The 25,051-nt window shown below is 69.9% G+C and carries 22 protein-coding genes; 11 read left to right on the forward strand and 11 right to left on the reverse strand.

From position 1 onward, the window contains the following. Nucleotides 1–3: 3 nt before the first annotated feature. The 7 genes from mraZ to WG923_RS01690 all read right to left on the reverse strand — a co-directional run bounded on the left by mraZ (nucleotide 4) and on the right by WG923_RS01690 (nucleotide 8,429). A complete protein-coding gene (gene mraZ, locus WG923_RS01660; RefSeq protein ID WP_340349167.1) occupies nucleotides 4–432 on the reverse strand; it encodes a division/cell wall cluster transcriptional repressor MraZ in 429 nt (142 codons plus the stop codon). 258 nt (nucleotides 433–690) lie between these two features. Further along, nucleotides 691–2,004: an ATP-dependent protease ATPase subunit HslU gene (gene hslU, locus WG923_RS01665; protein WP_340349168.1), complete on the reverse strand. Its 1,314-nt coding sequence runs from the start codon at nucleotides 2,002–2,004 to the stop codon at nucleotides 691–693. An 82-nt stretch (nucleotides 2,005–2,086) separates the two neighbouring features. Beyond that, nucleotides 2,087–2,638 (reverse strand): ATP-dependent protease subunit HslV, encoded by a 552-nt coding sequence (gene hslV, locus WG923_RS01670; RefSeq protein WP_340349169.1) that lies wholly within the window; start codon nucleotides 2,636–2,638, stop codon nucleotides 2,087–2,089. A 142-nt stretch (nucleotides 2,639–2,780) separates the two neighbouring features. Beyond that, the gene (locus WG923_RS01675) at nucleotides 2,781–4,646 is read right to left on the reverse strand and encodes an STAS domain-containing protein (protein ID WP_340349170.1); all 1,866 of its coding nucleotides are present in this window, start codon (nucleotides 4,644–4,646) and stop codon (nucleotides 2,781–2,783) included. Between the two features lie 35 nt (nucleotides 4,647–4,681). After that, nucleotides 4,682–5,971 (reverse strand): RNA polymerase-binding protein DksA, encoded by a 1,290-nt coding sequence (dksA, locus tag WG923_RS01680; RefSeq protein WP_340349171.1) that lies wholly within the window; start codon nucleotides 5,969–5,971, stop codon nucleotides 4,682–4,684. A 63-nt stretch (nucleotides 5,972–6,034) separates the two neighbouring features. Continuing rightward, nucleotides 6,035–7,072, reverse strand: a complete 1,038-nt coding sequence (locus WG923_RS01685) for a CobW family GTP-binding protein (protein WP_340349172.1) — start codon at nucleotides 7,070–7,072, stop codon at nucleotides 6,035–6,037. Nucleotides 7,073–7,247: 175 nt separating this feature from the next. After that, nucleotides 7,248–8,429, reverse strand: coding sequence for a class I SAM-dependent rRNA methyltransferase (locus WG923_RS01690; RefSeq protein ID WP_340349173.1), 1,182 nt, complete (start codon nucleotides 8,427–8,429; stop codon nucleotides 7,248–7,250). A 69-nt stretch (nucleotides 8,430–8,498) separates the two neighbouring features. Between WG923_RS01690 and WG923_RS01695 the strand changes: the two genes are divergently transcribed. From WG923_RS01695 to WG923_RS01725, 7 genes are all read left to right on the forward strand, one after another. Beyond that, on the forward strand, nucleotides 8,499–10,250 hold the full coding sequence (locus WG923_RS01695; RefSeq protein ID WP_340349174.1) for a sensor domain-containing diguanylate cyclase: 1,752 nt from the start codon (nucleotides 8,499–8,501) through the stop codon (nucleotides 10,248–10,250). 85 nt (nucleotides 10,251–10,335) lie between these two features. Beyond that, nucleotides 10,336–11,634 (forward strand): ABC transporter substrate-binding protein, encoded by a 1,299-nt coding sequence (locus WG923_RS01700; RefSeq protein WP_340349175.1) that lies wholly within the window; start codon nucleotides 10,336–10,338, stop codon nucleotides 11,632–11,634. A gap of 148 nt (nucleotides 11,635–11,782) precedes the next feature. After that, a complete protein-coding gene (locus tag WG923_RS01705) occupies nucleotides 11,783–12,679 on the forward strand; it encodes a branched-chain amino acid ABC transporter permease (protein ID WP_340349176.1) in 897 nt (298 codons plus the stop codon). Between the two features lie 6 nt (nucleotides 12,680–12,685). Next, on the forward strand, nucleotides 12,686–13,645 hold the full coding sequence (locus tag WG923_RS01710; RefSeq protein ID WP_340349177.1) for a branched-chain amino acid ABC transporter permease: 960 nt from the start codon (nucleotides 12,686–12,688) through the stop codon (nucleotides 13,643–13,645). Further along, nucleotides 13,642–14,451, forward strand: coding sequence for an ABC transporter ATP-binding protein (locus WG923_RS01715; protein WP_340349178.1), 810 nt, complete (start codon nucleotides 13,642–13,644; stop codon nucleotides 14,449–14,451). Before WG923_RS01710 ends, WG923_RS01715 begins: the two co-directional genes overlap by 4 nt. Next, nucleotides 14,448–15,104: an ABC transporter ATP-binding protein gene (locus WG923_RS01720; RefSeq protein ID WP_340349179.1), complete on the forward strand. Its 657-nt coding sequence runs from the start codon at nucleotides 14,448–14,450 to the stop codon at nucleotides 15,102–15,104. The genes WG923_RS01715 and WG923_RS01720 overlap by 4 nt, the downstream gene beginning before the upstream one ends. Then, entirely contained in the window at nucleotides 15,101–16,708 is a 1,608-nt protein-coding gene (locus tag WG923_RS01725) for a class I adenylate-forming enzyme family protein (RefSeq protein WP_340349180.1), read from the forward strand. The genes WG923_RS01720 and WG923_RS01725 overlap by 4 nt, the downstream gene beginning before the upstream one ends. A 224-nt stretch (nucleotides 16,709–16,932) precedes the next feature. Here WG923_RS01725 and WG923_RS01730 read toward each other — a convergent pair whose 3' ends face one another. The 3 genes from WG923_RS01730 to dapF are packed head-to-tail and all read right to left on the reverse strand — an operon-like array spanning nucleotide 16,933 to nucleotide 19,428. Beyond that, nucleotides 16,933–17,856: a tyrosine recombinase XerC gene (locus WG923_RS01730; RefSeq protein ID WP_340349181.1), complete on the reverse strand. Its 924-nt coding sequence runs from the start codon at nucleotides 17,854–17,856 to the stop codon at nucleotides 16,933–16,935. 5 nt (nucleotides 17,857–17,861) lie between these two features. Beyond that, nucleotides 17,862–18,539 (reverse strand): DUF484 family protein, encoded by a 678-nt coding sequence (locus tag WG923_RS01735; RefSeq protein ID WP_340349182.1) that lies wholly within the window; start codon nucleotides 18,537–18,539, stop codon nucleotides 17,862–17,864. A 19-nt stretch (nucleotides 18,540–18,558) separates the two neighbouring features. Then, nucleotides 18,559–19,428, reverse strand: a complete 870-nt coding sequence (gene dapF / locus WG923_RS01740) for a diaminopimelate epimerase (protein ID WP_340349183.1) — start codon at nucleotides 19,426–19,428, stop codon at nucleotides 18,559–18,561. A gap of 43 nt (nucleotides 19,429–19,471) precedes the next feature. Here dapF and WG923_RS01745 point away from each other — a divergent pair, with 43 nt between their 5' ends. Further along, entirely contained in the window at nucleotides 19,472–20,011 is a 540-nt protein-coding gene (locus WG923_RS01745) for a carboxymuconolactone decarboxylase family protein (protein ID WP_340349184.1), read from the forward strand. Nucleotides 20,012–20,065: 54 nt separating this feature from the next. Here the strand turns inward: WG923_RS01745 and WG923_RS01750 are convergent, their stop codons facing one another. Continuing rightward, a complete protein-coding gene (locus tag WG923_RS01750) occupies nucleotides 20,066–21,043 on the reverse strand; it encodes a tripartite tricarboxylate transporter substrate binding protein (protein ID WP_340349185.1) in 978 nt (325 codons plus the stop codon). 27 nt (nucleotides 21,044–21,070) lie between these two features. On the opposite strand from WG923_RS01750, the gene WG923_RS01755 reads away from it, so the two are divergent. Genes WG923_RS01755 through WG923_RS01765 form a run of 3 tightly spaced genes read left to right on the forward strand, consistent with a single transcriptional unit; the run spans nucleotide 21,071 to nucleotide 25,048 of the window. Next, nucleotides 21,071–22,705, forward strand: a complete 1,635-nt coding sequence (locus WG923_RS01755) for an MBL fold metallo-hydrolase (RefSeq protein ID WP_340349186.1) — start codon at nucleotides 21,071–21,073, stop codon at nucleotides 22,703–22,705. A gap of 40 nt (nucleotides 22,706–22,745) precedes the next feature. After that, nucleotides 22,746–23,954 (forward strand): YjgN family protein, encoded by a 1,209-nt coding sequence (locus WG923_RS01760; RefSeq protein ID WP_340349187.1) that lies wholly within the window; start codon nucleotides 22,746–22,748, stop codon nucleotides 23,952–23,954. Continuing rightward, nucleotides 23,954–25,048, forward strand: coding sequence for a M48 family metallopeptidase (locus WG923_RS01765; RefSeq protein ID WP_340349188.1), 1,095 nt, complete (start codon nucleotides 23,954–23,956; stop codon nucleotides 25,046–25,048). The genes WG923_RS01760 and WG923_RS01765 overlap by 1 nt, the downstream gene beginning before the upstream one ends. Nucleotides 25,049–25,051: the final 3 nt, after the last annotated feature.

The following is a 25,051-nucleotide window of genomic DNA, read 5'->3' on the forward strand; positions in this document are numbered from 1 at the left end:
CCTTCAGAAAGAGAAGTCCTTGAAGGCTTCGGGCATTCCGCCTCGCATGGCCTCGGCCTCCTTGGCCTCGTAGGTCGCCTTGTCCCACAGTTCGAAGTGCGCGCCCATTCCAAGCAGCATCGTTTCCTTCTCGATGCCGGTGGCGGCACGCAATTCGGGCGCGACCAGCACGCGGCCGGTCGAATCCAGCTCCACGTCCTGTGCGTTGCCCAGGAAGATTCTCTTCCACCACTGCGCGTCCATGGGGAGCTGCGCGAGGCGGTCACGAAATTTTTCCCATTCGGGCCGCGGGAAGATCATGAGGCAGCCGTGGGGATGCCGCGTGATGGTGAGCTGGTTGGCGGCGGAGGCGGCCAGGACGTCACGGTGCCGGGTCGGCATGGACAGCCGGCCCTTGGCATCGAGATTCAGCGACGACGCGCCCTGGAACACCTTTGTCTGCCCTCACTGCACCGGTAAGCCCTGGATCCCCGCCTGCGCGGGAACGACGGGCGACGGGAAATCCCACTGTCCCCCACTTCATTGCACTTTTTTGCACTGTATCAGGAAAACGCAGAGGCGCAAGGGCGCGGCGGTAAGAATTGGCAATGAAATCAAGCACTTAGAAGCGACTTCGGCGGCCCGAGGCCGCCGAAATCCGTTCTAAAGCAAGCACTTACGTGATGCTGTGAATGTGATGCTTGAGCCAGATCAGAGGATGTAGCGCGAAAGGTCCTCGTTCTTGCTGAGTTCACTCAGGCGCGCGTCGACGTAGCCGGCATCGATCGTCACCGCCTGGCCTTCCAGCCGGGTGGCCTCGAAGCTCACCTCGTCGAGCAGGCGTTCCATCACGGTCGAGAGGCGCCGGGCGCCGATGTTCTCGGTCCGTTCGTTGACGTCGTAGGCGATCTGCGCCAGCCGCGTGATGCCGTCGGCCGCGAAGGTCAGCTGCACGTTCTCGGTGGCCAGCAGCGCCTGGTACTGCTTGACCAGGGACGCATGCGTGGAGGTGAGGATCGCCTCGAAATCCTGCACCGACAGGGAGCCGAGTTCGACCCGGATCGGGAAGCGCCCCTGCAGCTCGGGGATCAGGTCGCTCGGCTTGGACAGGTGGAAGGCGCCGCTGGCGATGAACAGGATGTGGTCGGTGCGGATCGGGCCGTACTTGGTGGAGACCGTGGTGCCTTCCACCAGCGGCAGCAGGTCGCGCTGCACGCCCTGGCGCGACACGTCGGCGCCCTGCATCTCGCTGCGCGAAGCCACCTTGTCGATCTCGTCGATGAAGACGATGCCGTTCTGCTCCGCGTTGTGGATCGCCGCGGCCCTGATCTCGTCCTCGTTGACCATGCCGGCGGCTTCCTCGTCGACCAGCAGCTTCATCGCCTCCCCGATCCTGAGCTTGCGCGACTTGCGCCGCACGCCGCCGAACTGCGTGAACAGTCCGCGCAGCTGCTCGGTCATGTCCTCCATGCCGGGCGGGCCCATGATCTCCAGGTTCGGCCTGGCCTCGGCGACGTCGATCTCGATCTCCTTGTCGTCGAGTTCGCCCTGGCGCAGCTTCTTGCGGAAGGCCTGGCGCGTCGGGTTCTCGCCGGGTTCGTCGCCGCGCGGCGCGGGGATCAGCGCGTTGAGGATGCGATCCTCGGCGGCGTCCTCGGCGCGGGTGCGCACCTTGCGCATTTCCGCGCCGCGGGTCTGCTTGACGGCGATCTCCGCGAGGTCGCGCACGATCGAGTCGACATCCTTGCCGACGTAGCCGACCTCGGTGAACTTGGTCGCCTCCACCTTGATGAAGGGCGCGTCGGCGAGCTTGGCCAGGCGGCGCGCGATCTCCGTCTTGCCGACACCGGTGGGGCCGATCATCAGGATGTTCTTGGGCGTGATCTCCTGGCGCAGCTTCTCGTCGACCTGCTGGCGGCGCCAGCGATTGCGCAGGGCAATGGCCACCGCGCGCTTGGCGTCCTTCTGGCCGACGATGTGGCGATCGAGCTCGGAGACGATCTCCTGGGGGGTCATGGCGCTCATTTCCGCGCCCCCACGCTGGTCACTTCGTGTACTGCGCTGCCCCCCGGGGGGGCCTTCGCGCCTTTTGGCGGCCGTGCGGCTCTCATTCGAGCACCTCGATGGTGTGATGCATGTTCGTGTAGATGCACAGCTCGCCCGCGATCTCGAGCGACTTCTTGACGATGTCGCGCGCGGCCAGCTCGGAGTTCTCCAGCAGCGCGCGGGCCGCGGCCTGCGCGTAGCCGCCCCCCGAGCCGATCGAGACGATGCCGTGCTCGGGCTCGAGCACGTCGCCGTTGCCGGTGATGATCAGCGAGGACTCGCGGTCGGCGACGGCGAGCATCGCCTCGAGCCGGCGCAGCACGCGGTCGGTGCGCCAGTCCTTGGTGAGCTCGATGGCCGCGCGCACCAGGTGGCCCTGGTGCTTCTCCAGCTTGCCCTCGAAGCGCTCGAAGAGGGTGAACGCGTCGGCCGTGGCACCGGCAAAGCCGGCGAGCACCTTGTCGTGGTAGAGCTTGCGCACCTTGCGGGCCGAGCCCTTGACGACGATGTTGCCGAGGGTGACCTGGCCGTCGCCGCCGATGGCCACCTGCCAGCGGCCATCGGCGCTCTTGCGCCGCACGCTGACGATGGTCGTGCCGTGAAACTGTTCCATGGGAAGGGTCTAGGGGCTAGGGACTAGGGACTAGGGACTAGGGGTCAGGGATGAAGGAGCAAGGGCGAGCGTAACAGCCGCCACAGCTTCATTTGGGGCCGAGTCGCTGTTTCCCCAGCCCCCAGCCCCCAGCCCCTGGGGCTCAGTCCAGCCGCAGCCCGATGCGCGCGTGCTCGCTGATGCCGATCACGTTGAAGAAGGCGGCGACCAGGCGGTGCACGTCCACGAACTGCACCTGCCGGCCTTCGGAGACGCGCGCCGTCACCCAGTTCAGCAGGGTGCCGGCGGCGGTGAAGTCGATGCGCATCAGGCGCGCGCACGAGATGATCATCACGTCGGCGTCGCCGAGCTTGGCATCGAGCAGTTCCAGCGCTTCCTTGCCGTCGCCCAGGATCTGGCCGGAAAGCTCCACGGTCGCCACGCTGGACAGCTGCGAGCTCACGGCGGCGAGCTGCGAGTCGCCGTAGGTCATGACGCTGGACATGACCGAGTCGCGGAAGGCTTCGCCCACGATCGTGTTGCGCGTAGTGAGGCTGCCATCCGGCTGCATGGACTTGTATTCGCAGCGCGCGCTGTCCCACGACGGCGGCGACACCTCGTACGTCACGCAGTAATCGAGCGCGACCAGCTCGAATTCATCGGGCCGGTGCATCACGCGCAGGACTTCCATGCGCAGCTTCCACCAGGCCGGATTCACCGCGCGGTCGCCGGAGGGCGTGTTGTCCTTCAGCACCTTCTCCAGCGAGTCGGCGCCGATGAAGCGCAGCTGCAGGGTCTGCCTGGCCCACTGGGTGAACAGCTTGGTCAGCGGCTCGATGGCCGAATCGACGATCGAATTCAGCTTCGTCCAGTTCAGCTTGTACGGCTGCGAGGCCTTCGCCATCGCGGCATTCAGCGCGGCGAGCGTCTGCGTGCCGAAGACGGCCGGCGACGTCCAGTCGGCGATCGACTGGCCGGGGCCCAGGGGCACGGCGGAGGTCGGGCTGGCCATGCGCCCCACGATCTCCGGCAGCGAGAACCACTGCGGCGCGGAGCGGCCGAAGCGGCCGGCGAACTCGATGGCGGCGGACTCGAAGCGGTCCTGCTTGCCGGTGGCGCGATAGAGGTCGAACAGCGTGAGCCACGTTTCGTCGTGGTTCACGCGCGAGCCCTGCGGGCCGAGCACTTCGAGCAGGCCGGCCTCCGCGCCGTCGTCGTCGCCGTTGGCGAAGCGGATGGAGGCTTCCTCCAGCTCCGGGTCGTGCGCGAATTCCTCGACCTGGATCGCGTACTGCTTCGAGTGCGAGAACACGCTGGGCAGGCTCGGCGCGCCGCCGGGGACGTCCTTGCCGGGCGTGCCGGATGCGGGGGCGCCGGCAGCGGCGCCGGCTGCGGGCCGCGCGGGCGCGCCGGGCTGCTGCGGCGGCAGGCCGGCGGCAGCGCCGGCGCCGGCGGCGCGCTGCGCGGGCGTCTGCGGCAGCACCGATTGCAGCATCGGCTGCGCGGCCGCGGCCGAGGCGGTGGCCCCGTTCGCCAGCTCCTGCGGCGCCGTGCGCGAGTAGGACGTGGCGGCCGGCCCGGGCTGCTGCTGCACCACCTCCGGCGGCATGTGCGAGGAGACGGCGAAGCCGCTGTTGGCGGGCTGCTGCGACTGGCCTCCATGCTTGGTCTTCCACCACTGCATGGACATCTGCGCCTCGATCTCGTCGATCTTCTTGAGCGTGGTGGCGCGGTCGTCCGGCTTGGACGGCATCGAGCTCTGGAAGAAGGAGGGGCGCAGCCCGGGATCCTGGCCCGCGAGCACCTCGCTGCGGCGCATCTTGCGCAGCATGTCGAACTCGCGCTTGCGCACGAAGTCGTTGCGCCGCTTGCGCTCGATCATCTCCTTGAGCATCTGCTTGGAGTACGAGCTCTCGCGGTCGGCTTCGGCCTCGGTACTGTTCTCGCCCCAGCCCGTGCCCGGACTCTTGACGAACCGCACCACCCTCGACAGCAAACCACCGGGCGCGGATTCGTCTTTCTGTGCCATGGACAGGTGCGGGTACTGCTACGTTGCGGCGATCTTCAATCGCCGAACATTTTCTGCTTCAGTTCCCGGCGCTGCTGTGCTTCGAGCGACAGGGTCGCGGTCGGACGGGCCAGCAGGCGGCCCACGCCGATCGGCTCGCCGGTCTCGTCGCAATAGCCGTAGTCGCCGGCGTCGATGCGCGCGATCGACTGCTCGATCTTCTTGAGCAGCTTGCGTTCGCGGTCGCGGGTGCGCAGCTCCAGTGCGTGCTCCTCCTCGATCGTGGCGCGGTCGGCCGGATCGGGGACGATGACGGTGTCCTCGCGCAGGTGCTCGGTGGTCTCGCCGGCGCTATTGAGGATGTCCTGTTTGAGTTGCAACAGCTTCAGGCGGAAGAACGCCATCTGCTTGTCGTTCATGTATTCGGTGTCCGGCATGGCGAGCACTTCTTCATCCGTGAGCTCTTCTGCGGACTTGGTCTTCCAGTTGTTCGCCAATTTCGGGTCTTTCTTGATGGCGACCATGGGCGGGGGCGTCAATACGGATTGGGTGGCCATGGGGATATAGCTTGCCTTGGCGGCGCCCGGTGCGGCAGGCGTGGCGACGGCCGGTGGCTGCGCTGCCCGCGGCGCGGCAGGCGCCGGCTTCGGGGCAGGCGCGGGCACGGGTGCCGGATGCGCTGCGGCGGGGGCCGCGGGTGGGTGGGATGCCTTGGCGCTCACGGCCTTCGCGGGGGCCGGGCTCGCCTTGGCAGGGATTTTCTTGGCGGCGGCGACCACCGCCTTGGCGCCGCTCACGACGGCCTTCGCCACCGCGCCGACGACCTTGCCCGCCGCCGTCCTGGCGGTCTTGGGCGCGGCCTTCACCGTGCTCTTCGCAGCCTTGGCCGGAGCGGCCTTGGCAGGCGTCTTCGCCGGGGCCTTGGCGACCGGCTTGGTGGCCTTGGCGGGGGCCTTCGGGACGGCCTTCACGGCCACCTTGGCATGGGTCTTGGCCGGCGTCGTCTTGCCGGCTGGCTTGGCGGCCTTGGCCGTCGCCTTGGGGGCGGACCTGGACGCGGGCTGGGATTTCGCCGCAGTTTTCTTCGTGGTCTTCGCAGCGGCCTTGGGCTGAGCCTTCACTTCCCGTCTCCTCGCGTCGGCGCAGGCAGGCAGCGGACAAATTTCCGCCAACGAGCCTTTTCTTCTGGGTGCAACGCCGTCATGACCGCGATTTATACCCTGATTGTTCGGCTCTGCACGACCGTGAACCTCCTTTTCGTCATGGCGCGGCCGCGCCACCCCTGATGGGATGGACCTGGTCAGTTGCGGAACTGAGACAAACACGGGCGCCGGATGCTGGTGCATGAAGGGCGCCAGCGTAGCCCCGGGACCCGGGGCGCGCCCTTCAGACCATGCCGACGCGCCGCGTCAGACAAGGCACTGCTCGAGACCCTGCAAAAAGATGTCCCGGGGCAGGTCGATGCCGATGAAGACCATCTTCGACTGGCGCGCCTCGCCCTCGGCCCACTGGGGGCCCAGGTCGCTTCCCATGAGCTGGTGCACGCCCTGGAAGATCACCTTGCGCTCGGTGCCCTTCATGTGCAGGACGCCCTTGTAGCGCAGCATGCGCGGGCCGTAGATGTTGACCACGGCGCCCAGGAAGTCCTCCAGCTTCATCGGATCGAAGGCGCGGTCGGAGCGGAACACGAAGCTCTTGACGTCGTCGTCGTGCGCGTGATGGTGCGGGTGGTCGCAGTGCTCGCCGTGTTCGTGGTCGTGGTCGTGGTGCGCGTGGTCGTGCTCGTCCTCCTCCTTGAGGAAGTCGGGGTCGATGTCCAGCTTGGCATTCAGGTTGAAGCCGCGCAGGTCGAACACGTCCTTGATCGGCACGTCGCCGAAGTGCACCGCGCGCTGCGGCGCGCGCGGGTTCATGTGCTTCAGGCGATGCGTGAGGGCGTCGACTTCGTCCTGGCCCACCAGGTCGGTCTTGCTGATGAAGATCTGGTCGGCGAAGCCCACCTGCCGGCGCGCTTCCTGGCGGTCGTCCAGCTGCTTGTCCGCGTGCTTGGCGTCCACCAGGGTGAGGATGGAGTCGAGCAGGTAGCTCTCGGCGATCTCGTCGTCCATGAAGAAGGTCTGGGCCACGGGGCCGGGGTCGGCCAGGCCGGTGGTCTCGATGACGACGCGGTCGAAATCGAGCAGGCCCTTGCGCTTCTTGGCGGCGAGCAGTTGCAGCGCGGCGCGCAGGTCCTCGCGGATGGTGCAGCAGATGCAGCCGTTGCTCATCTGGACGATCTGTTCCTGCGTGTCGTTCACGAGGATGTCGTTGTCGATGTTCTCCTCGCCGAACTCGTTCTCGATCACGGCGATCTTCTGGCCGTGCGCCTCGCTCAGCACGCGCTTGAGCAGCGTCGTCTTGCCGGAGCCGAGGAAGCCGGTGAGGATGGTGGCAGGGATGAGGCTCATGGGTTGTCTTGTGTTGGGTATCGTGGGTCAGTTTAGCGCCGCAAGAACAACCGGACGCAGAGGACGCGAAGGGTACGCAGAGGACGCAAAAAGGACCTTTTTCGAAGGGCTGTTCTTTTGCGTCCTCTGCGTACCCTTTGCGTCCTCTGCGTCCGGAAGTCCGGCTGTTCCTGTTCTACTTGCGGATCACCACCAGCCCCTTCAAGTATTCCCCCTCCGGGAACGCCAGCGTCATCGGATGGTCCGGGGCGGCGCCCAGGCGGTCGGCGATGTAGCCGTCGACGCCGGCGTCGGTGCCGGCCGAAGCGACGATCTTGTGGAACAGGTCCGCGGAGATGCCGCCGGAGCACGAGAACGTGAACAGCACGCCGCCCGGCGCCAGCAGCTTCAGGCCCAGCCGGTTGATGTCCTTGTACGCCCGCGCGGCGCGCTCGGCATGCGCCACGGTCGGCGCCAGCTTGGGCGGATCCAGCACGATCGCGTCGAACTGCCGGCCGGCCTCGCCGAAGCGCCGCAGGCTCGCGTTGACGTCCGCATCCAGGAACTCGCACTGCGCGGCGTCGAATCCGTTGCGCACGACGTTCGCGCGCGCCCGCTGCAACGCCGGCCCCGAGGAATCGATCGACGTGAGCTCGCCGGCCCCGCCCGCGAGCGCCGCCACCGTGAAGCCGCCGGTGTAGCAGTAGCAATTGAGCACCCGCTGCGCGCCCAGGCGCCGCACCCAGTCGGCGAAGCGCGCGCGGTTCTCGCGCTGGTCCAGGTAGAAGCCGGTCTTGTGGCCCCCCGCGATGTCCAGGCCGAATTTCCAATCGTGTTCGGCGATCGCCAGTTCGGTGGGACCGTCACCCCGCAACCAGCCCGTGACCTCCGGAAGACCCTCCAGGCCGCGGGAGTTGGCATCGGAGCGCTCGTACAGGCGTTGCATTCCCGTCACGTCCAGGAGGGCGTCAGCGAGAACTTTCTTCCACTTTTCCGCTCCGGCTGAAAGAAACTGCGCGACCAGGGTGTCCCCGTAGCGGTCCACCACGAAACCGGGCAGCCCGTCCGATTCGCCGTGCACCAGGCGCACGCCTTCGCTGGGGACCTTAAGCCGTTGCCTCAGGCTAAGCGCCTGCCCTAGCCGCTGGCGGAAGAAGGCCGGATCGATCCGCTCCCCCTCCTCGAAGCTCCAGGCCCGGGCGCGGATCTTCGAGGCGGGGCTGAACGCCGCCCAGGCCAGGAAGGCTCCGTCATGCCCCTCCACCCGTACCGTCTCCCCCGGGTCGGCCCCGCCCCGGGCAATGGCGGAATCGAAGATCCATGGATGGCGGCGCGACAGCGAGCGCTCGCGACCTTCCCGCAACCGAATCACTTTCATCCCCCTATTGTCGACCGGCCGGGAAAGCGTAAGAATGTGCAACAGGAATTCAACGAAGGAGAAGCGCCGATGGCATGGTTCGCCCGGGGTTGCCGGGTGGTGGTGGCGCTGCTGTGGCTGGTGACGCTGGGCGTCGCCGGTCCGGCCGCTGCTCGCTCCATGCTCGCGTTCGATCCGGCACGGCAGCCGGTCATGCTCCGGGATTCCGGCGAAGCCTGGCTGGACGAAGGCGGCAGGATGAGCATCGAGGACGTCGCCAACGACGCGCGCATCCGCTGGCACCCCACCAACGACATGAACATCTACCGCCTCGACAAGGGCGAGGCGCTGTGGGTCCGCTTCACCGTGCCGCCGACACCCAACACCGAGCGCTGGTACCTCGAGATCCCCTATCCCGGCGTCGACCGGGTCAGCCTGTTCGTGCAGAACGCCGCCGGCGAGTGGGGGGTGCGTACGGCGGGCGACAACGTGCCGATCTCCACCTGGCCGCTGCCGCACCGCCACCCCATCATGCCGGTCGCGGTGTCGCCGCAGACGCCGCGCGTGCACTACGTGCGCGTGCAGAACGGCACGATCTTCGGCGCGCCGATGCAGTTCGTCAGCGACAACTACATCATGCGCACCGAGCAGGGCATCTCGCTCGCGCTGGGCATCTACTTCGGCCTCGTCGTGCTGGCGGTGATGCTCTCGGTGGCCGGCGCCGTCACGCTGAAGGACCACATCTACTCGCTCTATGCCGTCTCGGCGGTGCTGATGGCATTGACGCAGGCCACCATCACCGGCCTGGCGGGCCTGCACGTCTGGGGCGAGTGGCCCTGGTGGAACAACATGGCGCCGCAGGTGCTGCCGCTGTTCGCCATCGCCTCGCTGCAGCTGTTCCTGGCCGAACTCGTTTCGCTGCGCGAACGCTCGCGGCTGCTCTATCGCCTGCTGGTCACGGCGGGGCTGGTGTCGCTGCCGTTGTCGATCTACCTCATGATCACGCCCGACGTGATGGAGCGGCTGCGCCTGATCGTCATCTACTTCCTGGCCGAGACCATCGCCGGCCTCGGCGTGGTGGTGTGGAGCGCGCTGCGCGGCGACCGCTACGCACCCTGGCTGCTGGTGGGCTCCGCGCCGGTGGCGATCGGCGCCCTCTTCCCGCTGGCGCGCGCCGCCGGCCTGATCCCGATCGGCTTCTGGACCACGCACGGCATGCAGGTGGCCATCGCCGCCGAACTGCCGATCCTGCTGCTGGTGATGGTGCTGCGCAGCCAGCACCGCCGCGAGCACGTGCGCCGCATCCAGGGGCTGGACCGCATCGACCCGTCCACCGGCCTGATCAACGCCGCGGTGTTCCACGAGCGGCTGGTGCGCCTGATCGCGCGCTCGCAGCGGCTGAAGTTCCGCAGCGCCATGCTGCTGGTGGACCTGTCCAACATCGACCAGATCAAGCGCCAGTTCGATTCCGAATCGGCGCGCGAACTCACGCTGCGCGTGGCGGGCCGCCTGCTGTCGGTGGCGCGCGAGATCGACACGGTGGCGCGCCTGTCGGAGCACCGCTTCGGCGTGCTGCTCGAAGGCCCGCTGCACGCCGACGAAGTGGCCGAAGCGGGACCGCGCATCGTGGCGCGCTGCCTCATGCCCTTCAAGGGCCATCCGCTCGAATGGTCGGCGCACGTGCGCGTCGCGCAGGCGCTGATCCCGATGGACGGCACGGATCCGGCGCAGCTGCTCGGCCGCCTCGAGATGCTGCTGGCCAGCGCCCCGGCCGACAGCCGCCGCGCGGTCTTCATGCTCTCCAAGGCCGGCGGCCTGGCCTCCATGGCCGCCCCGGCCTGAGCGGCCCGGCCCTCGGGTAAGTCCCGACCCGCCCGCGCGCGCGGGGTGCGACAACTCCGGTTCGCCCCAACCAGGAGACCCGCGCATGGCCCCTCCCGCCCCGTCCATCCTCCGTCCGCTCGTTGCCGGCGCCGTGCTGGCCCTTGCCGCGGCACCCGCGCTCGCGCAGGAAACGTTCAAGGTCGGCATCGTGAGCTTCCTCTCCGGCCAGGCCGCGGAAAGCTTCGGCGTGCCCGCCGTCAACGGCGCCAAGGTGCTGGTCGAGGCCTTCAATGCCGGCAAGGCGCCCGCGCCTTACAACAAGACCGGCTTCGGCGGCATGAAGATCGAGCCGGTGTACGTGGACGAGAACGGCGGCGCCACCAAGCAGGTGCAGGAACTGCGCAACCTCTACGAGCGCGAGAAGGTGGATGCGGTGGTGGGCTACGTCGGCTCCGGCGACTGCCTGGCCGTCGCGCCGGTGGCCGAGGAGATGAAGAGGTTCCTGATCCTCTACGACTGCGGCACGCCGCGCATCTTCGAGGACGGCAAGTACAACTACGTGTTCCGCACGGCCGCCCACGCGACGATGGACAACGTGGCGCTGGCACGCTACCTGAAGTCGCGCAACGTCAAGGTCGGCACCTACAACATGATCAACCAGGACTACGCCTGGGGCCAGGACAGCCGCAAGGACTTCACCCTGGCGATGCAGACGCTGTACAAGGACGCGAAGTACGACGCCGACCTGCTGCCCAAGTTCGGCGCCGGCCAGTACGGCACCGAGGTTTCGGCGCTGCTGTCCAAGCCCGCGGACATCGTGCATTCCAGCCTGTGGGGCGGCGACCTGCAGGCCTTCATCCTGCAGGCCGGCGCGCGCGGCGTGTTCCAGAAGCAGACCCCGGTGTTCTCGGCGGCGGACCACGTCCTGCCCGGCCTGGGCGAGAAGATGCCCAATGGCGCCATCCTCGGTGCGCGTGGCGCCTACGGCCTGATGTCCCCCAAGTCCGGGCTGAACGACTGGTGGTGGGACCTCTACTCCAAGGCCTACAACGTGTACCCCGTGCAGGCCCCGTACCGCATGGCGCAGGCGCTGCTGGGCCTGAAGCTCGCGGCGGAGAAGGCGATGGCGGCCAACGGCGGCAAGAAGCCGACACCGGAGCAGCTCGCGGCGGCGCTCAAGGGCATGCAGTGGGAGTCGCCCGCCGGCTCGATCCGCATGGTGCTGGGCGACGGCCATCAGGCGATCCAGGAGACGGCGATCGGCCGCACCCGCTGGGACGCGGGCCGGAAGATGGTGGTGCTGGAGGACATCCAGCGCTTCCCGGCCGAATGCGTCAACCCGCCGGCCAACATGAAGAGCGAGGACTGGCTGAAAGCCGGCATGCCGGGCGCCAAGTGCTAGTCAAGGCCCTCCCCCGAAGCGCCTTCGGCGCCTCCCCCTCAAGGGGGCGCCACCAGCGGCCCGGCAAAGCCGGTTCCGCGGTGGCACCTGGTTCGCCCGTGCGACTGCGAGCGCCGCTCCCGCCAAGTGGCCGGGGGGCTGGCAAGGAGTGAACCTGGCCGCGACGATCCTGTTCGACGGCCTCACCTACGCGGCCTGGCTGTTCATCGTCGCGCTGGGGCTCACGCTGGTGTTCGGGGTGCTCAAGATCCTGAACATCGCGCACGGCAGCTTCTATGCCGTGGGCGCTTACGCCGGCGCGAGCCTGGTCGCGTGGCTGGTCTCCATGAAGTTCTCGCCGGCGCTCAGCGTGGGCGCGCTGGTGCTCGCGGCGGCCGGCGTCGCCGCGGTGCTGGCGCCGCTGACCGAGCGCGGCCTGCTGCGCATGTTCTACCACCGCGACGAAGTGCTGCTGGTGCTGGTCACGTACGCCCTGTTCCTGATCCTGGAAGACGTGACCAAGCTGCTGTGGGGCGTGAACCCCTACTACGCCGCCGACACCTACCAGGCCTTCGGCAACCTGCAGCTCGGGCCGATCGCCTACGCCGGCTACGACCTGATGCTGGTCGGGGTGGCGCTCGCGGCGGGCGGCCTGTGCTGGTGGGTGTTGAACCGCACGCGCCAGGGCAAGATCGTCACGGCGGTGATCCACAACGCGGAGATGGCCGCGAGCATGGGCGTGAACGTCTCGCGCGTGTACACGGGCGCGTTCGTGGTGGGGGTGTTCCTCGCCGCGCTCGGGGGCGCGCTCACCGCGCCGATGATCTCGGTGCAGCCGGGCCTGAGCGTGGGCGTCATCGTGGTGAGCTTCGCGGTCGTGATCATCGGCGGCCTGGGCAGCATCGAGGGCGCCGCCCTCGGCGCCGTGGTGGTGGGGCTCGCGCGCGCCGCGTCGGTGCACCTGTGGCCGGCGGCGGAGCTTTTCAGCATCTACATCGTGATGGCCGTGATCCTCGTGTTCCGCCCCGAGGGCGTGTTCCAGCGCGTGCAGGCGCGCAAGATCTGAGACGCCATGCAGGCCACTTCGCTCCAACGCACCGCCCTCGCCACGGCCTTCGGCCTGGTGGGCCTGCTGGTGGCCGGCGCGCTCGCCCCGCGCTGGCTCACCTCGCTGGCCACGCTGGCGCTGGCCAACGGGCTGGTGTCGCTCGGCATCGTGGTCATGATGCGCTGCGGCGCCGTGCCCTTCGGCCAGGGGCTGGTGTTCGCCGCCGGCGGCTACGCGGCCGCGCTCGTGTTCAACAAGGCCGGCATCACGGACATCGTGCTGCTCGCCACGCTGGGCGGCGTCGCCGGTTGCGCGGTCGCCGCGCCCTTCGCGCCGCTGCTGGCGCGCTACCGCGGCATCTTCTTCGCGATGCTGACGCTGGCCCTGTCCATGGTGCTGTACGGCCTGTTGATGAAGACCGAGGCCCTCGGCGGCTCCGACGGCTTCAACGTGGGCCGCGCCACCCTCTTCGGCTGGAAGCCCCCGGATGCCGCCGCGCACTACGTGCTGTGGGCCGTCACGGCGGCGATCGCCTGCGGGCTGGCCGGCCTGATGCGCGTCTACTTCGACTCGCAGCGCGGGCTGCTGTCGCTCGGGGTGCGGGAGAACGAACTGCGCGTGGAATACCTGGGGACCTCCGTGCCGCAGATCGTCGCGGTCAACTACATCGTCGCCGCGGCCCTGGGTGGCGTCGGCGGCGCGCTGGCGGTGCTGGCGCTGGGGCACATCGACCCGAACTTCAGCTACTGGACGACCTCGGGCGAATTCGTGTTCGTCGCGATCCTGGCCGGCCACCACAGCGTGATCGCGGTGCTCGCGAGCTCGCTGCTGCTGGAACTGGTGCGCTCGTTCTCCAGCGCCTACTTCCCGAACACCTGGCAGCTCGCCCTGGGCCTGTTCCTGCTGCTGGTGATCCGCTTCCTGCCCGATGGCCTGGGCTCGCTGCTCGGGCGCCTGCCCGCGCTGCGGCGGAGGGCCGCATGACATCGACTCCCCCCGTGCAGGACCCCACCGGCCCGGTGCTGTCCGCGCGCAAGCTGCAGCGCATGTTCGGCGCCGTGGTCGCCGCCGGCGACATCAGCCTCGACGTGCACGCCGGCGAGCGCCTGTGCCTGATCGGCAGCAACGGCGCGGGCAAGACCACCTTCGTCAACATGGTCACCGGCTACCTGAAGCCCACGTCGGGGACGATCGTGCTGGCCGGCGAGGACGTCACGCAGCGCTCGCCGCGCGAGATCACGCGGCGCGGCGTCGCGCGCTCGTTCCAGATCCCGCAGCTGTGCCTGCACATGACGGTGCTGGACAACATGCTCACGGCGCTGCACTCCAGCCGCGGCCACGCGCACTTCCTGCGGCCCGCGCACGATGCCGCGTCGCTGGAGCGCTCGCAGGAGCTGCTGCGCGGCTTCGGCCTCGCGGCCCATGCGGCACGACCGGTGCGCGAACTGCCCGGCGGCGTGCGCAAGCTGCTGGACATCGCCATGGCGCTCACCGGCCACCCGCGCCTGCTGCTGCTGGACGAGCCCACCAGCGGCGTCAGCGCCGACGAGAAGTTCGCCACCATGGACACCGTGGTGCGCGCCATCGAAAGCCACCAGGACCGCTCGCCCGTGACGGTGGTCTTCGTGGAGCACGACATGGACATCGTGCGCCGCTACGCGAGCCGCGTCGCCGCCTTCGCGGGCGGCCGCATCATCGCCGACGGCGCGCCGCACGACGTGCTGGAGGATCCGGAAGTGCAGCGTTACGTCACCGGCTCCGCCCCCGCAGCGCAAGGGGCGGCAGCATGATCCGCATCGCCGATGCGCGCGTCGCGATCCAGAACGTGGAGGTGCTGCGCGGCTTCTCGCTGCACGTGGCGCCGGGCACGATGGTGGGCCTGATCGGCCGCAACGGCGCCGGCAAGACCACGGTGATGCGGACCATCATGGGCCACCTGCCGCTGCTGGCGGGCAGCCTGGCCATGGATGGCGCGGATCTCGCCGCCCAGGCGCCGCACCGGCGGGCGGCGCTGGGCATCGGCTACATGCCCGAGGACCGCGGCCTCGTGCCGGAACTCACGGTGGAGGAAAACATCTGCCTGCCGCTGTGGGTCACGAACGCGCTCGACCTGCGGCAGCGCCTGGATTTCGTCTACGGCATCCTGCCCGAACTCGAGGACATGCGCGAACGCAAGGCGCTGCTGCTCTCCGGCGGCCAGCAGAAGCTGGTGGCGCTGGGGCGCGCGCTGGCGGTGGGCACGCGAGTGCTGCTGCTGGACGAGCCGTTCGAGGGCGTGGCTCCGGCGCTGTCGCAACGCCTGTCCGAGGTGGTCGGCCAGCTGCGCGGGTCGGGCCTCACGGTGATCCTCAGCCAGTCCGACCTGAACCACTCGCGCCGGCTGCTCGACGACGAGGTCGTGATCGAGCGCGGCGCCAACCTTGCCGCTCCGGTGTCCGCATGAACCGCAACGACTGGCCCGAAGTACACCTGCGCCAGGAGCGCCATTTCGGCGAGCGCGTGCTGCGCTGCTTCGCCGAGCGCCCCGCCCACCTGCCTGCCATGCTCGCCGCCGCCGAGGCGCAGGATCCCCAGGCCCTCGCGCTGGTCGACGGCGAGCGCCGCTGGAGCTGGCAGGCGCTGCGCGACGCCAGCACGCGCCTCGCCCTTGGCCTGCGCGGGCTCGGCGTGAAGACGGGGGACCGCGTCGTGCTGCTGGCGCCGAACCGCGCCGAGTTCGTCGTCGCCACCCACGCCGTGCTGCGGCTCGGCGCCGTGCTGGTGCCGGTGAGCATGCGCGAGGCGGGCCCCGGCATCGCGTTCATCCTGAACCAGTGCCGCGCCTCGGTGGTGATCGCGGACCCCGTGATGATGATGCTGGTGCCGCCGGCCCTCGCGGATGGCGAGCCGCTGCAGCGGGTGTGCCTGCCGGGCGCGAGCGCGAGCGACGGCTGGCTGCGCTGGGAGGCCCTGCTGGACCAGCGCAGCGCGGACTTCGCCGACGCGGCCCCGGGCGAGGAAGAGGCGGCGGTGATCCTCTACACCTCCGGCACGACGGGGGCGCCCAAGGGGGCGGTGCTGACGCACTTCAACCTGATCCACTCGGTGCTGCACTACCGCCATGGCCTCGGCTTGCGCGCGGGGGAATGCGGCCTGCTCGCGGTGCCCGGCTCGCACGTCACGGGGCTGGTCGCGCTGGTCCTGGCGATGGCGGGCGTGGCCGGCAGCGTGGTGCTGCTGGCGGACTTCAAGGCGGCCGCCTCGCTGGCGCTGGTCGCGCGCGAACGCGTGACGTACACGCTGATGGTGCCCGCCATGTACGCGCTGTGGCTGCGCGAGCCGGCGCTGCGGGAGACGGACCTCTCTTCGCTGCGCCTGGCGGGCTTCGGCGGGGCGCCGATGGCGCCCGCCACGATCGAGGGCCTGCGCGCCAGCTGCCCCGGCATCCGCCTCTTCAACGCCTACGGTTCCACCGAAACCTCCTCGCCCGCCACGATGACGCCGCCCGGCTCCCAGGTGCTGGAAGCCGTGGGCAAGCCCCTGCCCTGCGCCGACATCCGCGTGATGGACGACGACGGCCGCGAGGTCGCGCGCGGCACGCCCGGCGAGGTCTGGATCGCCGGCCCGATGGTGGTGCCGCGCTACTGGGAGAACCCGAAGGCGACCGCCGACAGCTTCGTGGCCGGCTACTGGAAGTCGGGCGACATCGGCACGATGGACGCGCAAGGCTACCTGCGCGTGCACGACCGCAAGAAGGACATGATCAACCGGGGCGGCTACAAGGTGTTCTCGGTGGAAGTGGAGAACTGCCTGCTGGGGCACCCGGCGGTGCAGGAAGCCGCGACCGTGGGCGTGCCCTGCCCGGTGCTGGGCGAGCGGATCCATGCCTTCGTGTATGCGCCGGGCGCGAGGGACACCGAGCGGCTGCGGGAGGAGCTGGTGGCGCGCTGCAGGGCGGAACTGGCGGACTACAAGACCCCCGACGAGTGGAGCTGGCTGGCGGAGCCCTTGCCCCGCAATGCGAACGGGAAGGTGATGAAGCGGTCGCTGCGCGAGCGGGTCGCCTAGAAACGCTGGGGTTCGCGGCCTTCGGCGCTCACCGCCAGCCTACGAGTCGCGGCCCGCCGATCCGGTATTCATGCGCTACGAGCCGCGGCCGGCGCCTACGATGTTCATGCGCGACCAGCCGCGGCCGGCGCACCCGGTATTCATGCGCGACGAGCCGCGGCCGGCGCACCCGGTAGGCTGGCGGTGAGCCGCGAAGCGCGCGAACCCCAGCAATGCGTGCACCGCTACGCCTTCCTCTTCGCCCGCGGATGCGCCGCGTCGTACGCCTTCGCCAGGTGCTGGAAATCCAGCCGCGTGTACACCTGCGTCGTCCCGATGTTCGCGTGCCCCAGCAGTTCCTGCACCGCCCGCAGGTCCCCGCTGGACTGCAGCACGTGGCTGGCGAACGAATGCCGCAGCATGTGCGGATGCACCGGCGTCGCCAGCCCCGCGTGCAGGCTGCGGCGCTTCAGGCGCGCCCAGATAGCCTGCGCGCCCAGGCGCGTGCCGTTGCGGCCGATGAAAAGCGCCGCCTCGCCCGCATGAGGGCCCGCGCCACGCTGCTCCAGCCAGAGCTGCAGGGCCTGAAGCGCCTTGGCGCCCACCGGCACCGTGCGCCGCTTGCTGCCCTTGCCCAGCACGTGGGCCTCGCCCGCCTGCAGGTCGACCCAGCCCTTGGCCGCCTTGCTCGCCTGCGCGTCGAGCCCGACCAGCTCGCCCACGCGCAGCCCGCAGCCATAGAGCAGTTCGACGATGGCGGCATCGCGCGCCTCGAGCCAGGCATCGCCAGTGTCCTCGGTGAATTCCGCCAGCTGCACCGCGTCGTCCACGCTCAGGGCCTTGGGCAGGGGCTTGGCGACCTTGGGCGCGCGCACGTCCTGCACGGGGTTGCTGTCGACGAGTCGCTCCCGCCCGAGCCACGCATAGAAGCCGCGCCAGCCGGAGAGGATCAGCGCGATGCCGCGCCCGCTGCGCCCGCCGCCGTGCATCTGCGCGACCCAGCGCCGCACGTGCGCGTTCTGCACCCGGGTGAGCGCGATGCCCGCCTTGGCGGCGTGCTCCGAGAGCTTGTGCAGGTCGAGCGCATAGAGCTCCACCGTGCGCGCGGCCAGCCGCTTTTCGACGCGGACGTGTTCGAGGTAGCGTTCGACCAGTCCGCTTTCGTCCATGGCGATCAGCGCGGACGCAGCCGCGAGAGCGCGGCGCTCGCGAGTTCCGCGATGCGCTCCAGGAAGTCCGTGGCCATCCCGGACTGGAAGCGCTGCGGGTCCGGCGAGGCCAGCACCAGCATGCCGAAGGCCGGCGCCACGCCGTTGACCGCGCCCGCGCGCAGCGGGACGAGCGCCAGCGACATCGCGGTGTCCGGCTGCTCCAGCCAGCTGACCGCCTCCAGGCCGGAAACGACGCCGCAATACGGCTGCTGCAGCGAGGTGGCGAAGGCCCTGGCGTCCTCGCTCACGCCCTGCGCGAACGGCTCCTCGCGGTAGCGCTCGTCCACGTCCCACACCTTCAGCGCCACCTGCGGCACCATGAACAGGGCCTGCAGTTCGGCCACCAGCGTGGCGGGCAGCGCGCGCGAGGAGGTCACCAGCAGCAGCGCGCGGGCCCAGCGGTGCACCCGCTCCGAAATGACCATGTTCTCGTTGCCGTGCCGCACCATGTCCATGATGCGGTGCTCCAGCGCCTTGATCTTGTCGCGCAGCATCTCGGCCTGCCGCTCCTGCAGGCTCACCGCGCGGTTGCCGTGCGGGCTGGTGAGCTGCACGCTCGCCAGCAACTGGGCATGGCGCTCGAAGAACGCCGGGTTGTTGGCCAGCCAGTTGGCGATGTCGTCTTCCGTGATCGGGTTCATTGGATCTTCGTTGCCCATCTCAGTCCTGCAGTTCGATTTCGCCTTCGAAGACCGTCACGGCCGGTCCCGTCATGTAGACCGGCGCGTCGCCGCCGGCCCATTCGATCGTGAGCAGGCCGCCGCGCGTCTCCACGTCCACGCGCGCGTCCAGCCGCCCCAGCCGGATGCCAGCGACCACGGCGGCGCAAGCACCCGTGCCGCAGGCGAGCGTCTCGCCGGCGCCGCGCTCCCACACGCGCAGCTTGATGCGGCCGCGGTCCACCACCTGCATGAAGCCGGCGTTCACGCGCTTGGGGAAGCGCGGATGCAGCTCGATGGCGGGGCCTTGCGTGCGCACCGGCGCCTGTTCCACGTCCGCCACTTCCTGCACCGCGTGCGGGTTGCCCATCGAGAGCACGGCCACCGGCACGATGGCCGATTCGGCATCGACTTCCAGCGCCAGGTGCCACAGCTGCCAGTGGCCTTCGCGGTGCGGGCTCAGGCCCGCCGCGTCGAACGGCACCGCCTGCGCATCGAAGATGGGCGCACCCATTTCCACCGTCACGCGGCCGTCGGCGTTGAGCCGCGGCTCGATCACGCCCGAGAGGGTCTGCACGCGGATGCGGTCGCCATGGGCCAGGCCCTTGTCGGCGACGTAGCGGGCGAAGCAGCGGGCGCCGTTGCCGCACTGCTCCACCTGGCCGCCGTCGGCGTTGTGGATCACGTATTCGAAGTCGACCCCGGGCGCGGGCGAAGGCCGCACGATCAGGACCTGGTCGGCGCCGACGCCGAAGTGCCGGTCGGCCAGCTGCCGGTACTGGGCCGGCGTGAGGTTCAGGCGCTGGCGCGTCTCGTCGAGCACGACGAAATCGTTGCCGGCCCCTTGCATCTTGGTGAAGCGGATGCGCATGCGGCGATTATCCTCCGGCCTTCCCTTCGAAAGAGAGCCAGACATGCGCATCCCCGACTGGACCCCCGAACGCAAGCCGCAGCCGCAGGACCTGGTGCAGGCCATCCTCGAGCGCCGGGGCGGCACGCTGCTGAACCTGGACCGCGCCCTGCTCTGGAGCGAGCCGCTGGCGCGCGGCTGGAACACCTACCTGAAGGCAGTGCGCACCGGCCTGGGCGCGAGCCGGCAGCTGCGCGAACTCGGGATCTGCACGGTGGCCCTCGCCACCGGCGCGCACTACGAATACCACCACCACGCGCCGGACTACCTCGCGGCCGGGGGCACGCAGGCGGCGCTCGATGCGCTGCAGGCGTACGTTCGCACGGGCACGAAGGGCGAGCCGCCAGGGCTTGCCGGCGACGAGGCGCTGGTCGCCCGCTACGCGCTCCAGATGACGCGCGACGTGAAGGTCGACGACGCGCTGTTCGCGGCGATGCAGGAGCGCTTCGAGACCACCGAAGTGGTGGAGATCACGGCCGCGATCGCGACCTACAACATGGTCGCGCGCTTCCTGCTGGCGCTGGGGGTGACGCCGGAGGACTGATCCTCCGTCATCCCCGCGCAGGCGGGGATCCAGGGCTTGCCGGCTCGCCGCCAGCTATTCCGGCTTGATGTTGTTTTCCTTCACCACCTGCGCCCACGTATCGATCTGCTTGTCGATGAAGGCGGTGGCGGCTTCGGGCGTGCCGCCCACCAGGGTCATGCCCTGGCCGCGCAGCTTGCCGGCGATCTCGGGCACCTGCAGGGCCTTGTTGATCTCCTCGTTCATGCGCCGCACGATCTCGGGCGGCACCTTCGCGGACGTGAGCACGCCCCACCAGGCCGGCGCGTCGAAGCCCGCGAAGCCGCTCTCCGCGATCGTGGGCACCTCGGGCAAATCGGGCGCGCGCTTGCTGGTCGTGACGGCCAGCGGCCGCAGCCGCTTGCTGTCGATGTGCGGCTTGGTCACCACGATGGTGGCGATCGACAGCGGCACGTGGCCGGCCACCGCATCCTGCATCAGCGGACCGCCGCCCTTGTAGGGCACATGCGTCATCTCCAGGCCGCCGTTCTTCGCCAGCAGGGCCATCGCCAGGTGGCCCAGGCTGCCCGAGCCCACGGTGCCGAAGTTCACGTTCTTCTTCGCCTTCGCCGCCGCCACCACGTCGGCGAAGGTCTTGTACTCGGAGCCGGCCTGCGTCGCGATCACCATCGGCGCGGTGCCGATCAGGATCACCGGCGCGATGTCCCGGCGCGTGTCGTACGGCAGGTTCGGGATCAGGCTGGGATTGACGCCGTGGGTGTCGAACACCACCGCGTAGGTGTAGCCGTCCGGCGGCGCCGTGACGACGGCATGCGTGCCGATCGAGCCGGAGGCGCCCACCTTGTTCTCCACGATCACCGTCTGCCCCAGCTGCTGGGTCAGCTGCAGCGCGAGGATGCGCGCGACCTGGTCCACCGAGCCTCCGGGCGGGAAGACCGCCACCAGCCGGATCGGCTGGCGCTTGGGCCAGTCGCCGGTCTGGGCTTGGAGGGGCAGGGCGGCGCAGGCCAGCAGCAGGGCCAGGCCAGCGAATATCCGGCGGGACGGGTTCACAGACACCTCCGTGATGTAATCGCCGGCATGGTACGAGCCAGCCAGCTTCTGCACCCTCAGCGTGAACCCGCAGTGCCGCGCCCCGCGGCCACCGTCCTGCTGCTGCGCGACGGCGAAGCGGGCCTGGAGGTGCTGATGACGCGACGCTCCGCCACGGCGAGCTTCGCCCCCGGCGCCTACGTCTTCCCAGGCGGCGGCATCGACGCCGGCGATGCGCAGGCGCACGACCTGGCGGCGCGCCGGCCCACCCAGTCCGACGAACGCCTGACGCAGGCCGTCGCCGCGATCCGCGAAAGCTTCGAGGAGCTGGGCGTGCTGCTCGCCCGGCATGCCGACGGGCGCGCCGTCGGCCCGCACGAAGTCGCCGGCCTGGCCCGGCACGCGCCGCTCTTGCCGCAGTGCCGCGCGCAAGGCCTGGTGCTGGCAGCCGACCAGGTCTACCTGCTCGCCCACTGGATCACGGACCGCGACCTGCCGCGGCGCTTCGACGTGCCCTTCCTCGTCGCGCGCATGCCCGCCGGCCAGACGCCCGTGGCCGACGAGGCGGAGCAGTTCGAGCCGGTGTGGGTGCGCCCGGCCGACGCGCTGGAGCGCCACCAGGCCGGCCAGTTCTTCATGATCTTCCCCACGATCCGCACGCTGGAGCGCCTGCGCCCGTACCACACGGTGGACGCGGTGCTGGCCGCCTGCGCGGGCGAACAGCCGCTGTGGACCAGTTGCCCCCGCGCCGGCCTCGTGCAGGGCGCCGAGGCGCGCTTCATGGAACACGAGATGCCGTACGGCGAGCTGGCGCTGGTGTGCCCCGACGGCCAGCTGCTGCACCACCTGGACTGGCGCACCGACGATCCCGTGCCGCTGCTGAAGAACGTCACCCGCGTCACCGCGCCCAATCCCGGCGTGATGACCGGGCCCGGCACCAACAGCTATGTCGTGGGCGACCCGGACACCGGCTACATCGTGATCGATCCCGGCCCGGACGAGCCCGAGCACCAGCAGCGGATCTGGCGTGCCGCCGGCGGCGACATCCGCCTGATCGTGTGCACGCACTCGCATCCGGACCACTCGCCCGGCGCCCGTCCCCTGCAGGCCATGTGCAACAGGCCGCCGCCGATCTTCGGCCTGCCCTCCGCACCCACGGCGCGCGCCGCCAGCGAATTCACGCCCGACTGCGTGCTCGCCGATGGCGAGACCCTGGTCGTTTCCGGCGCGGGTCGGCAGCACAGCCTGCGCGCCATCCACACTCCGGGGCATGCCGCGAACCACGTCTGCCTGGTGCTGCTGGAAGACGGGCTGCTGCTGTCCGGCGACCACGTGCTCAATGGCAGCACCACGGTCGTCGATCCGCCCGACGGCGACATGACGGCCTACATCGACTCGCTGGACCGCCTGATCGCGGCCTGCGACACCTACGGCATCGAGTTCATCCTGCCCGCGCACGGCCACGTGCTGGGCCCGGCACGCAGGGCCATCGAGATGCTCAAGGCGCACCGCCTGCAGCGCGAATCGCGCGTGGTGGCCGCCATGCGCCAGCGGCCCGGCGGCACGCTGGACGACTGGGTGGAACTCGCCTACGCCGACGTGCCGCCCCGCATGTGGCCGATGGCCAAGCGCTCGCTGCTGGCGCACGTGCAACGCATCGAGGCCCTGCAACTGGCCGGCTGAACGGGCGCGGGCTACACTGGCCCTCGCGGCGGGAGGGCTCATGGCGGACGACAACGGCACCCCGGGCCAGAGGCCCGGCATCGACAAGCACGCGGTGGAATTCACCGGCAGCGGCGGCGAGTACTTCCGCGTCTGGATCGTCAACGTGCTGCTCTCGGTGGTGACGCTCGGCTTCTACACGCCCTTCGCCCGCCGGCGCACCGCGCAGTATTTCTACGGCCACACCCTGGTGGCGAGCAGCCCGCTCGAATTCACCGCGCAGCAGCGCAAGATGGTGATCGGCTTCGTGCTGCTGGTCGCGCTCTATGCCGCCTTCAAGACCGCGTCGCAGACCGGGCAGGACACGGTCGTCGCGCTGATGACGTTTGGCGGCGCGGCGCTGGCACCGTACTTCTGGGGCAGCGCCATGCGCTTCCGCCTCAACGCCACGCGCTGGCGCGGCGTGCGCCTGCAGTTCACCGCCGGCTGGGGCGAGGTGTACCGCGCGAGCTGGCCGCTGTTCGCGATGGCCCTGGCCTGGACGGCGGCCATGCTGCTCGCGGGCGCGCTGGTGCCCGAAGGCCTGTCGCCGGCGACCCGCAGGGCGGCGTCCGTACCGGTCCTGCTGGCCACCTCCGCGGCGGCAGTGGCCGTCTCGGTGTGGTGCCTGATGCGCCTGGAATACAACTACAAGAGCCTGCTGGTGCTGCGCGGGCGCATCGGCGGCCAGCCCGGGCGCTGGAAGCCGGTGTTCGGCGACTTCGTGCGGATCTGGCTCGCCACCCTGGGCGTGTTCCTGCTCACGCTGCTGGTAATCGCCGCGCTGGTCGCCGCGGCGCTGGGTGGCTCCTTCGCCATCCTGCCGAAGCTGCGGGGAATGGGGTTCCTCGCGATCCTGGTGGCGATCGCGATCGGCATCGGCACGGTGCTGCTGCTGTTCCTGGCGTCGGCGCCCGCGCGCGCCTACCGCGAGGCGCGCATCTTCCAGCTGGTGTGGAACAACATCGGCGTCAGCCAGGTGGCCCGCTTCCGCTGCCGGCTGCAGGCGCGCCGCTACGTGGGCCTACGCATCCGCAACGTGCTGCTCACGATCCTCAGCCTGGGCTTCTTCCGTCCGTTCGCGGTGGTCAGCGAATACCGCATGAAGTCCGAATCGGTGACGCTGCACGTCAAGGGCGGCCTCCACCAGCTCGCGGGCCAGCTGGCGCGCGAGGAACAGGGCCTGGGCGACGCCATCGCGGACGCGGTGGGGCTGGGCCTGGTCGGCTGATGGCGCCCACCCTGCGCGGTGCCTGGTTCGACGGACGCAGCAGCCGGCCGCGCGAGGTGCGGGTGCGCCTCGCGCCGGGCACCGGCGGGGCCACGCTTGAATTGCAGCCCCTGGACGGCGGCGCCGCGCCGCCGCCGCTGCTGGAGCGGGAGATCGACCTGCCCGAGGCCTGGAGCGACCGCCGCACCCCGCGCAAGCTGGTGGTGGACCTGCGCGAATACGGCAGCCTCGAAGTGGAAGATGCCGCCGGCTGGCATGCGGCGCTGCAGGCCGCCGGCCACCGCGTCCCCCTCGCGCAGCGCATGCAGACGCGCTGGAGCGCGATGCTCCTGGTGCTGGCCGTGGCGGCGGGTGCGCTGCTGGCGTTCTATCGCTGGGGCACGCCCTGGGCGGCCACGCAGCTCACACGGCAGGTGCCGCTCGCGTGGGAGCAGAGCCTGTCGCAGCGCGTGCTGGCCGACATGGACTCCGCCTGGCTGCATCCGAGCAAATTGCCGGCGCAGCGCCAGGCCGAACTGCGCGCGCGCTTCGACGCCCTGGCCGGCCAGGTCGCGCCTTCGCTGCGCCGCTACCGCGCGTACGCGCCGCCGCTGGTGCTGCAGTTCCGCTCCGGCCTGCCGCCGAATGCCTTCGCCCTGCCGGGAGGCACCATCGTCATGACCGACGCGCTGGTACAGGAAGCCGCGCGCCAGAATCTGCCGGACGATGCGCTGATCGGCGTGCTGGCGCACGAGATGGGGCATGTCATGCACCGGCACACCACGCGCATGATCGTGGAACAGGGGGTGTTGAACATCGGGCTGGGCCTGGCGCTGGGCGACGTCTCGACGCTGGTCTCGACCGGCGCCTCGCTGCTCACCGGCCTGTCGTACCGGCGCAGCCACGAGACCGAAGCGGATTGCTTCGCCGCGGCGCTGATGCGGCAGGCGAAGGTTCCCACCGCGCCGATGGCGGACCTGCTGCTCGGGATCCATGGCAAGGCGCAGGGGGAGAAGGCCGCGACGCCCTCCTGGATGAACCTCCTGAGCAGCCATCCCGACACGGCGCAGCGCTCGCGCGACCTGAAGGAGGGGCATGCGCAGGCATGCCGCTGAAGA

Origin of the sequence: Ramlibacter sp. AN1133, from assembly GCF_037890035.1 — a bacterium.
Lineage (GTDB): Bacteria > Pseudomonadota > Gammaproteobacteria > Burkholderiales > Burkholderiaceae_C > Ramlibacter.

What these genes read in the sequence shown, in the direction of transcription:
- WG923_RS01745 (WP_340349184.1), top strand. Translation starts at nt 19,472, where the DNA reads ATGCGCATCCCCGACTGGACCCCCGAACGCAAGCCGCAGCCGCAGGAC.
- WG923_RS01760 (WP_340349187.1), top strand. Translation starts at nt 22,746, where the DNA reads ATGGCGGACGACAACGGCACCCCGGGCCAGAGGCCCGGCATCGACAAG.
- WG923_RS01715 (WP_340349178.1), top strand. Translation starts at nt 13,642, where the DNA reads ATGACATCGACTCCCCCCGTGCAGGACCCCACCGGCCCGGTGCTGTCC.
- dapF (WP_340349183.1), bottom strand. Translation starts at nt 19,428, where the DNA reads ATGCGCATCCGCTTCACCAAGATGCAAGGGGCCGGCAACGATTTCGTC.
- WG923_RS01685 (WP_340349172.1), bottom strand. Translation starts at nt 7,072, where the DNA reads ATGAGCCTCATCCCTGCCACCATCCTCACCGGCTTCCTCGGCTCCGGC.
- WG923_RS01710 (WP_340349177.1), top strand. Translation starts at nt 12,686, where the DNA reads ATGCAGGCCACTTCGCTCCAACGCACCGCCCTCGCCACGGCCTTCGGC.
- hslV (WP_340349169.1), bottom strand. Translation starts at nt 2,638, where the DNA reads ATGGAACAGTTTCACGGCACGACCATCGTCAGCGTGCGGCGCAAGAGC.
- WG923_RS01765 (WP_340349188.1), top strand. Translation starts at nt 23,954, where the DNA reads ATGGCGCCCACCCTGCGCGGTGCCTGGTTCGACGGACGCAGCAGCCGG.
- dksA (WP_340349171.1), bottom strand. Translation starts at nt 5,971, where the DNA reads ATGCACCAGCATCCGGCGCCCGTGTTTGTCTCAGTTCCGCAACTGACC.
- WG923_RS01720 (WP_340349179.1), top strand. Translation starts at nt 14,448, where the DNA reads ATGATCCGCATCGCCGATGCGCGCGTCGCGATCCAGAACGTGGAGGTG.
- WG923_RS01755 (WP_340349186.1), top strand. Translation starts at nt 21,071, where the DNA reads ATGGTACGAGCCAGCCAGCTTCTGCACCCTCAGCGTGAACCCGCAGTG.
- WG923_RS01725 (WP_340349180.1), top strand. Translation starts at nt 15,101, where the DNA reads ATGAACCGCAACGACTGGCCCGAAGTACACCTGCGCCAGGAGCGCCAT.
- WG923_RS01695 (WP_340349174.1), top strand. Translation starts at nt 8,499, where the DNA reads ATGGCATGGTTCGCCCGGGGTTGCCGGGTGGTGGTGGCGCTGCTGTGG.
- WG923_RS01690 (WP_340349173.1), bottom strand. Translation starts at nt 8,429, where the DNA reads ATGAAAGTGATTCGGTTGCGGGAAGGTCGCGAGCGCTCGCTGTCGCGC.
- hslU (WP_340349168.1), bottom strand. Translation starts at nt 2,004, where the DNA reads ATGAGCGCCATGACCCCCCAGGAGATCGTCTCCGAGCTCGATCGCCAC.
- WG923_RS01700 (WP_340349175.1), top strand. Translation starts at nt 10,336, where the DNA reads ATGGCCCCTCCCGCCCCGTCCATCCTCCGTCCGCTCGTTGCCGGCGCC.
- WG923_RS01730 (WP_340349181.1), bottom strand. Translation starts at nt 17,856, where the DNA reads ATGGACGAAAGCGGACTGGTCGAACGCTACCTCGAACACGTCCGCGTC.
- WG923_RS01675 (WP_340349170.1), bottom strand. Translation starts at nt 4,646, where the DNA reads ATGGCACAGAAAGACGAATCCGCGCCCGGTGGTTTGCTGTCGAGGGTG.
- WG923_RS01735 (WP_340349182.1), bottom strand. Translation starts at nt 18,539, where the DNA reads ATGAACCCGATCACGGAAGACGACATCGCCAACTGGCTGGCCAACAAC.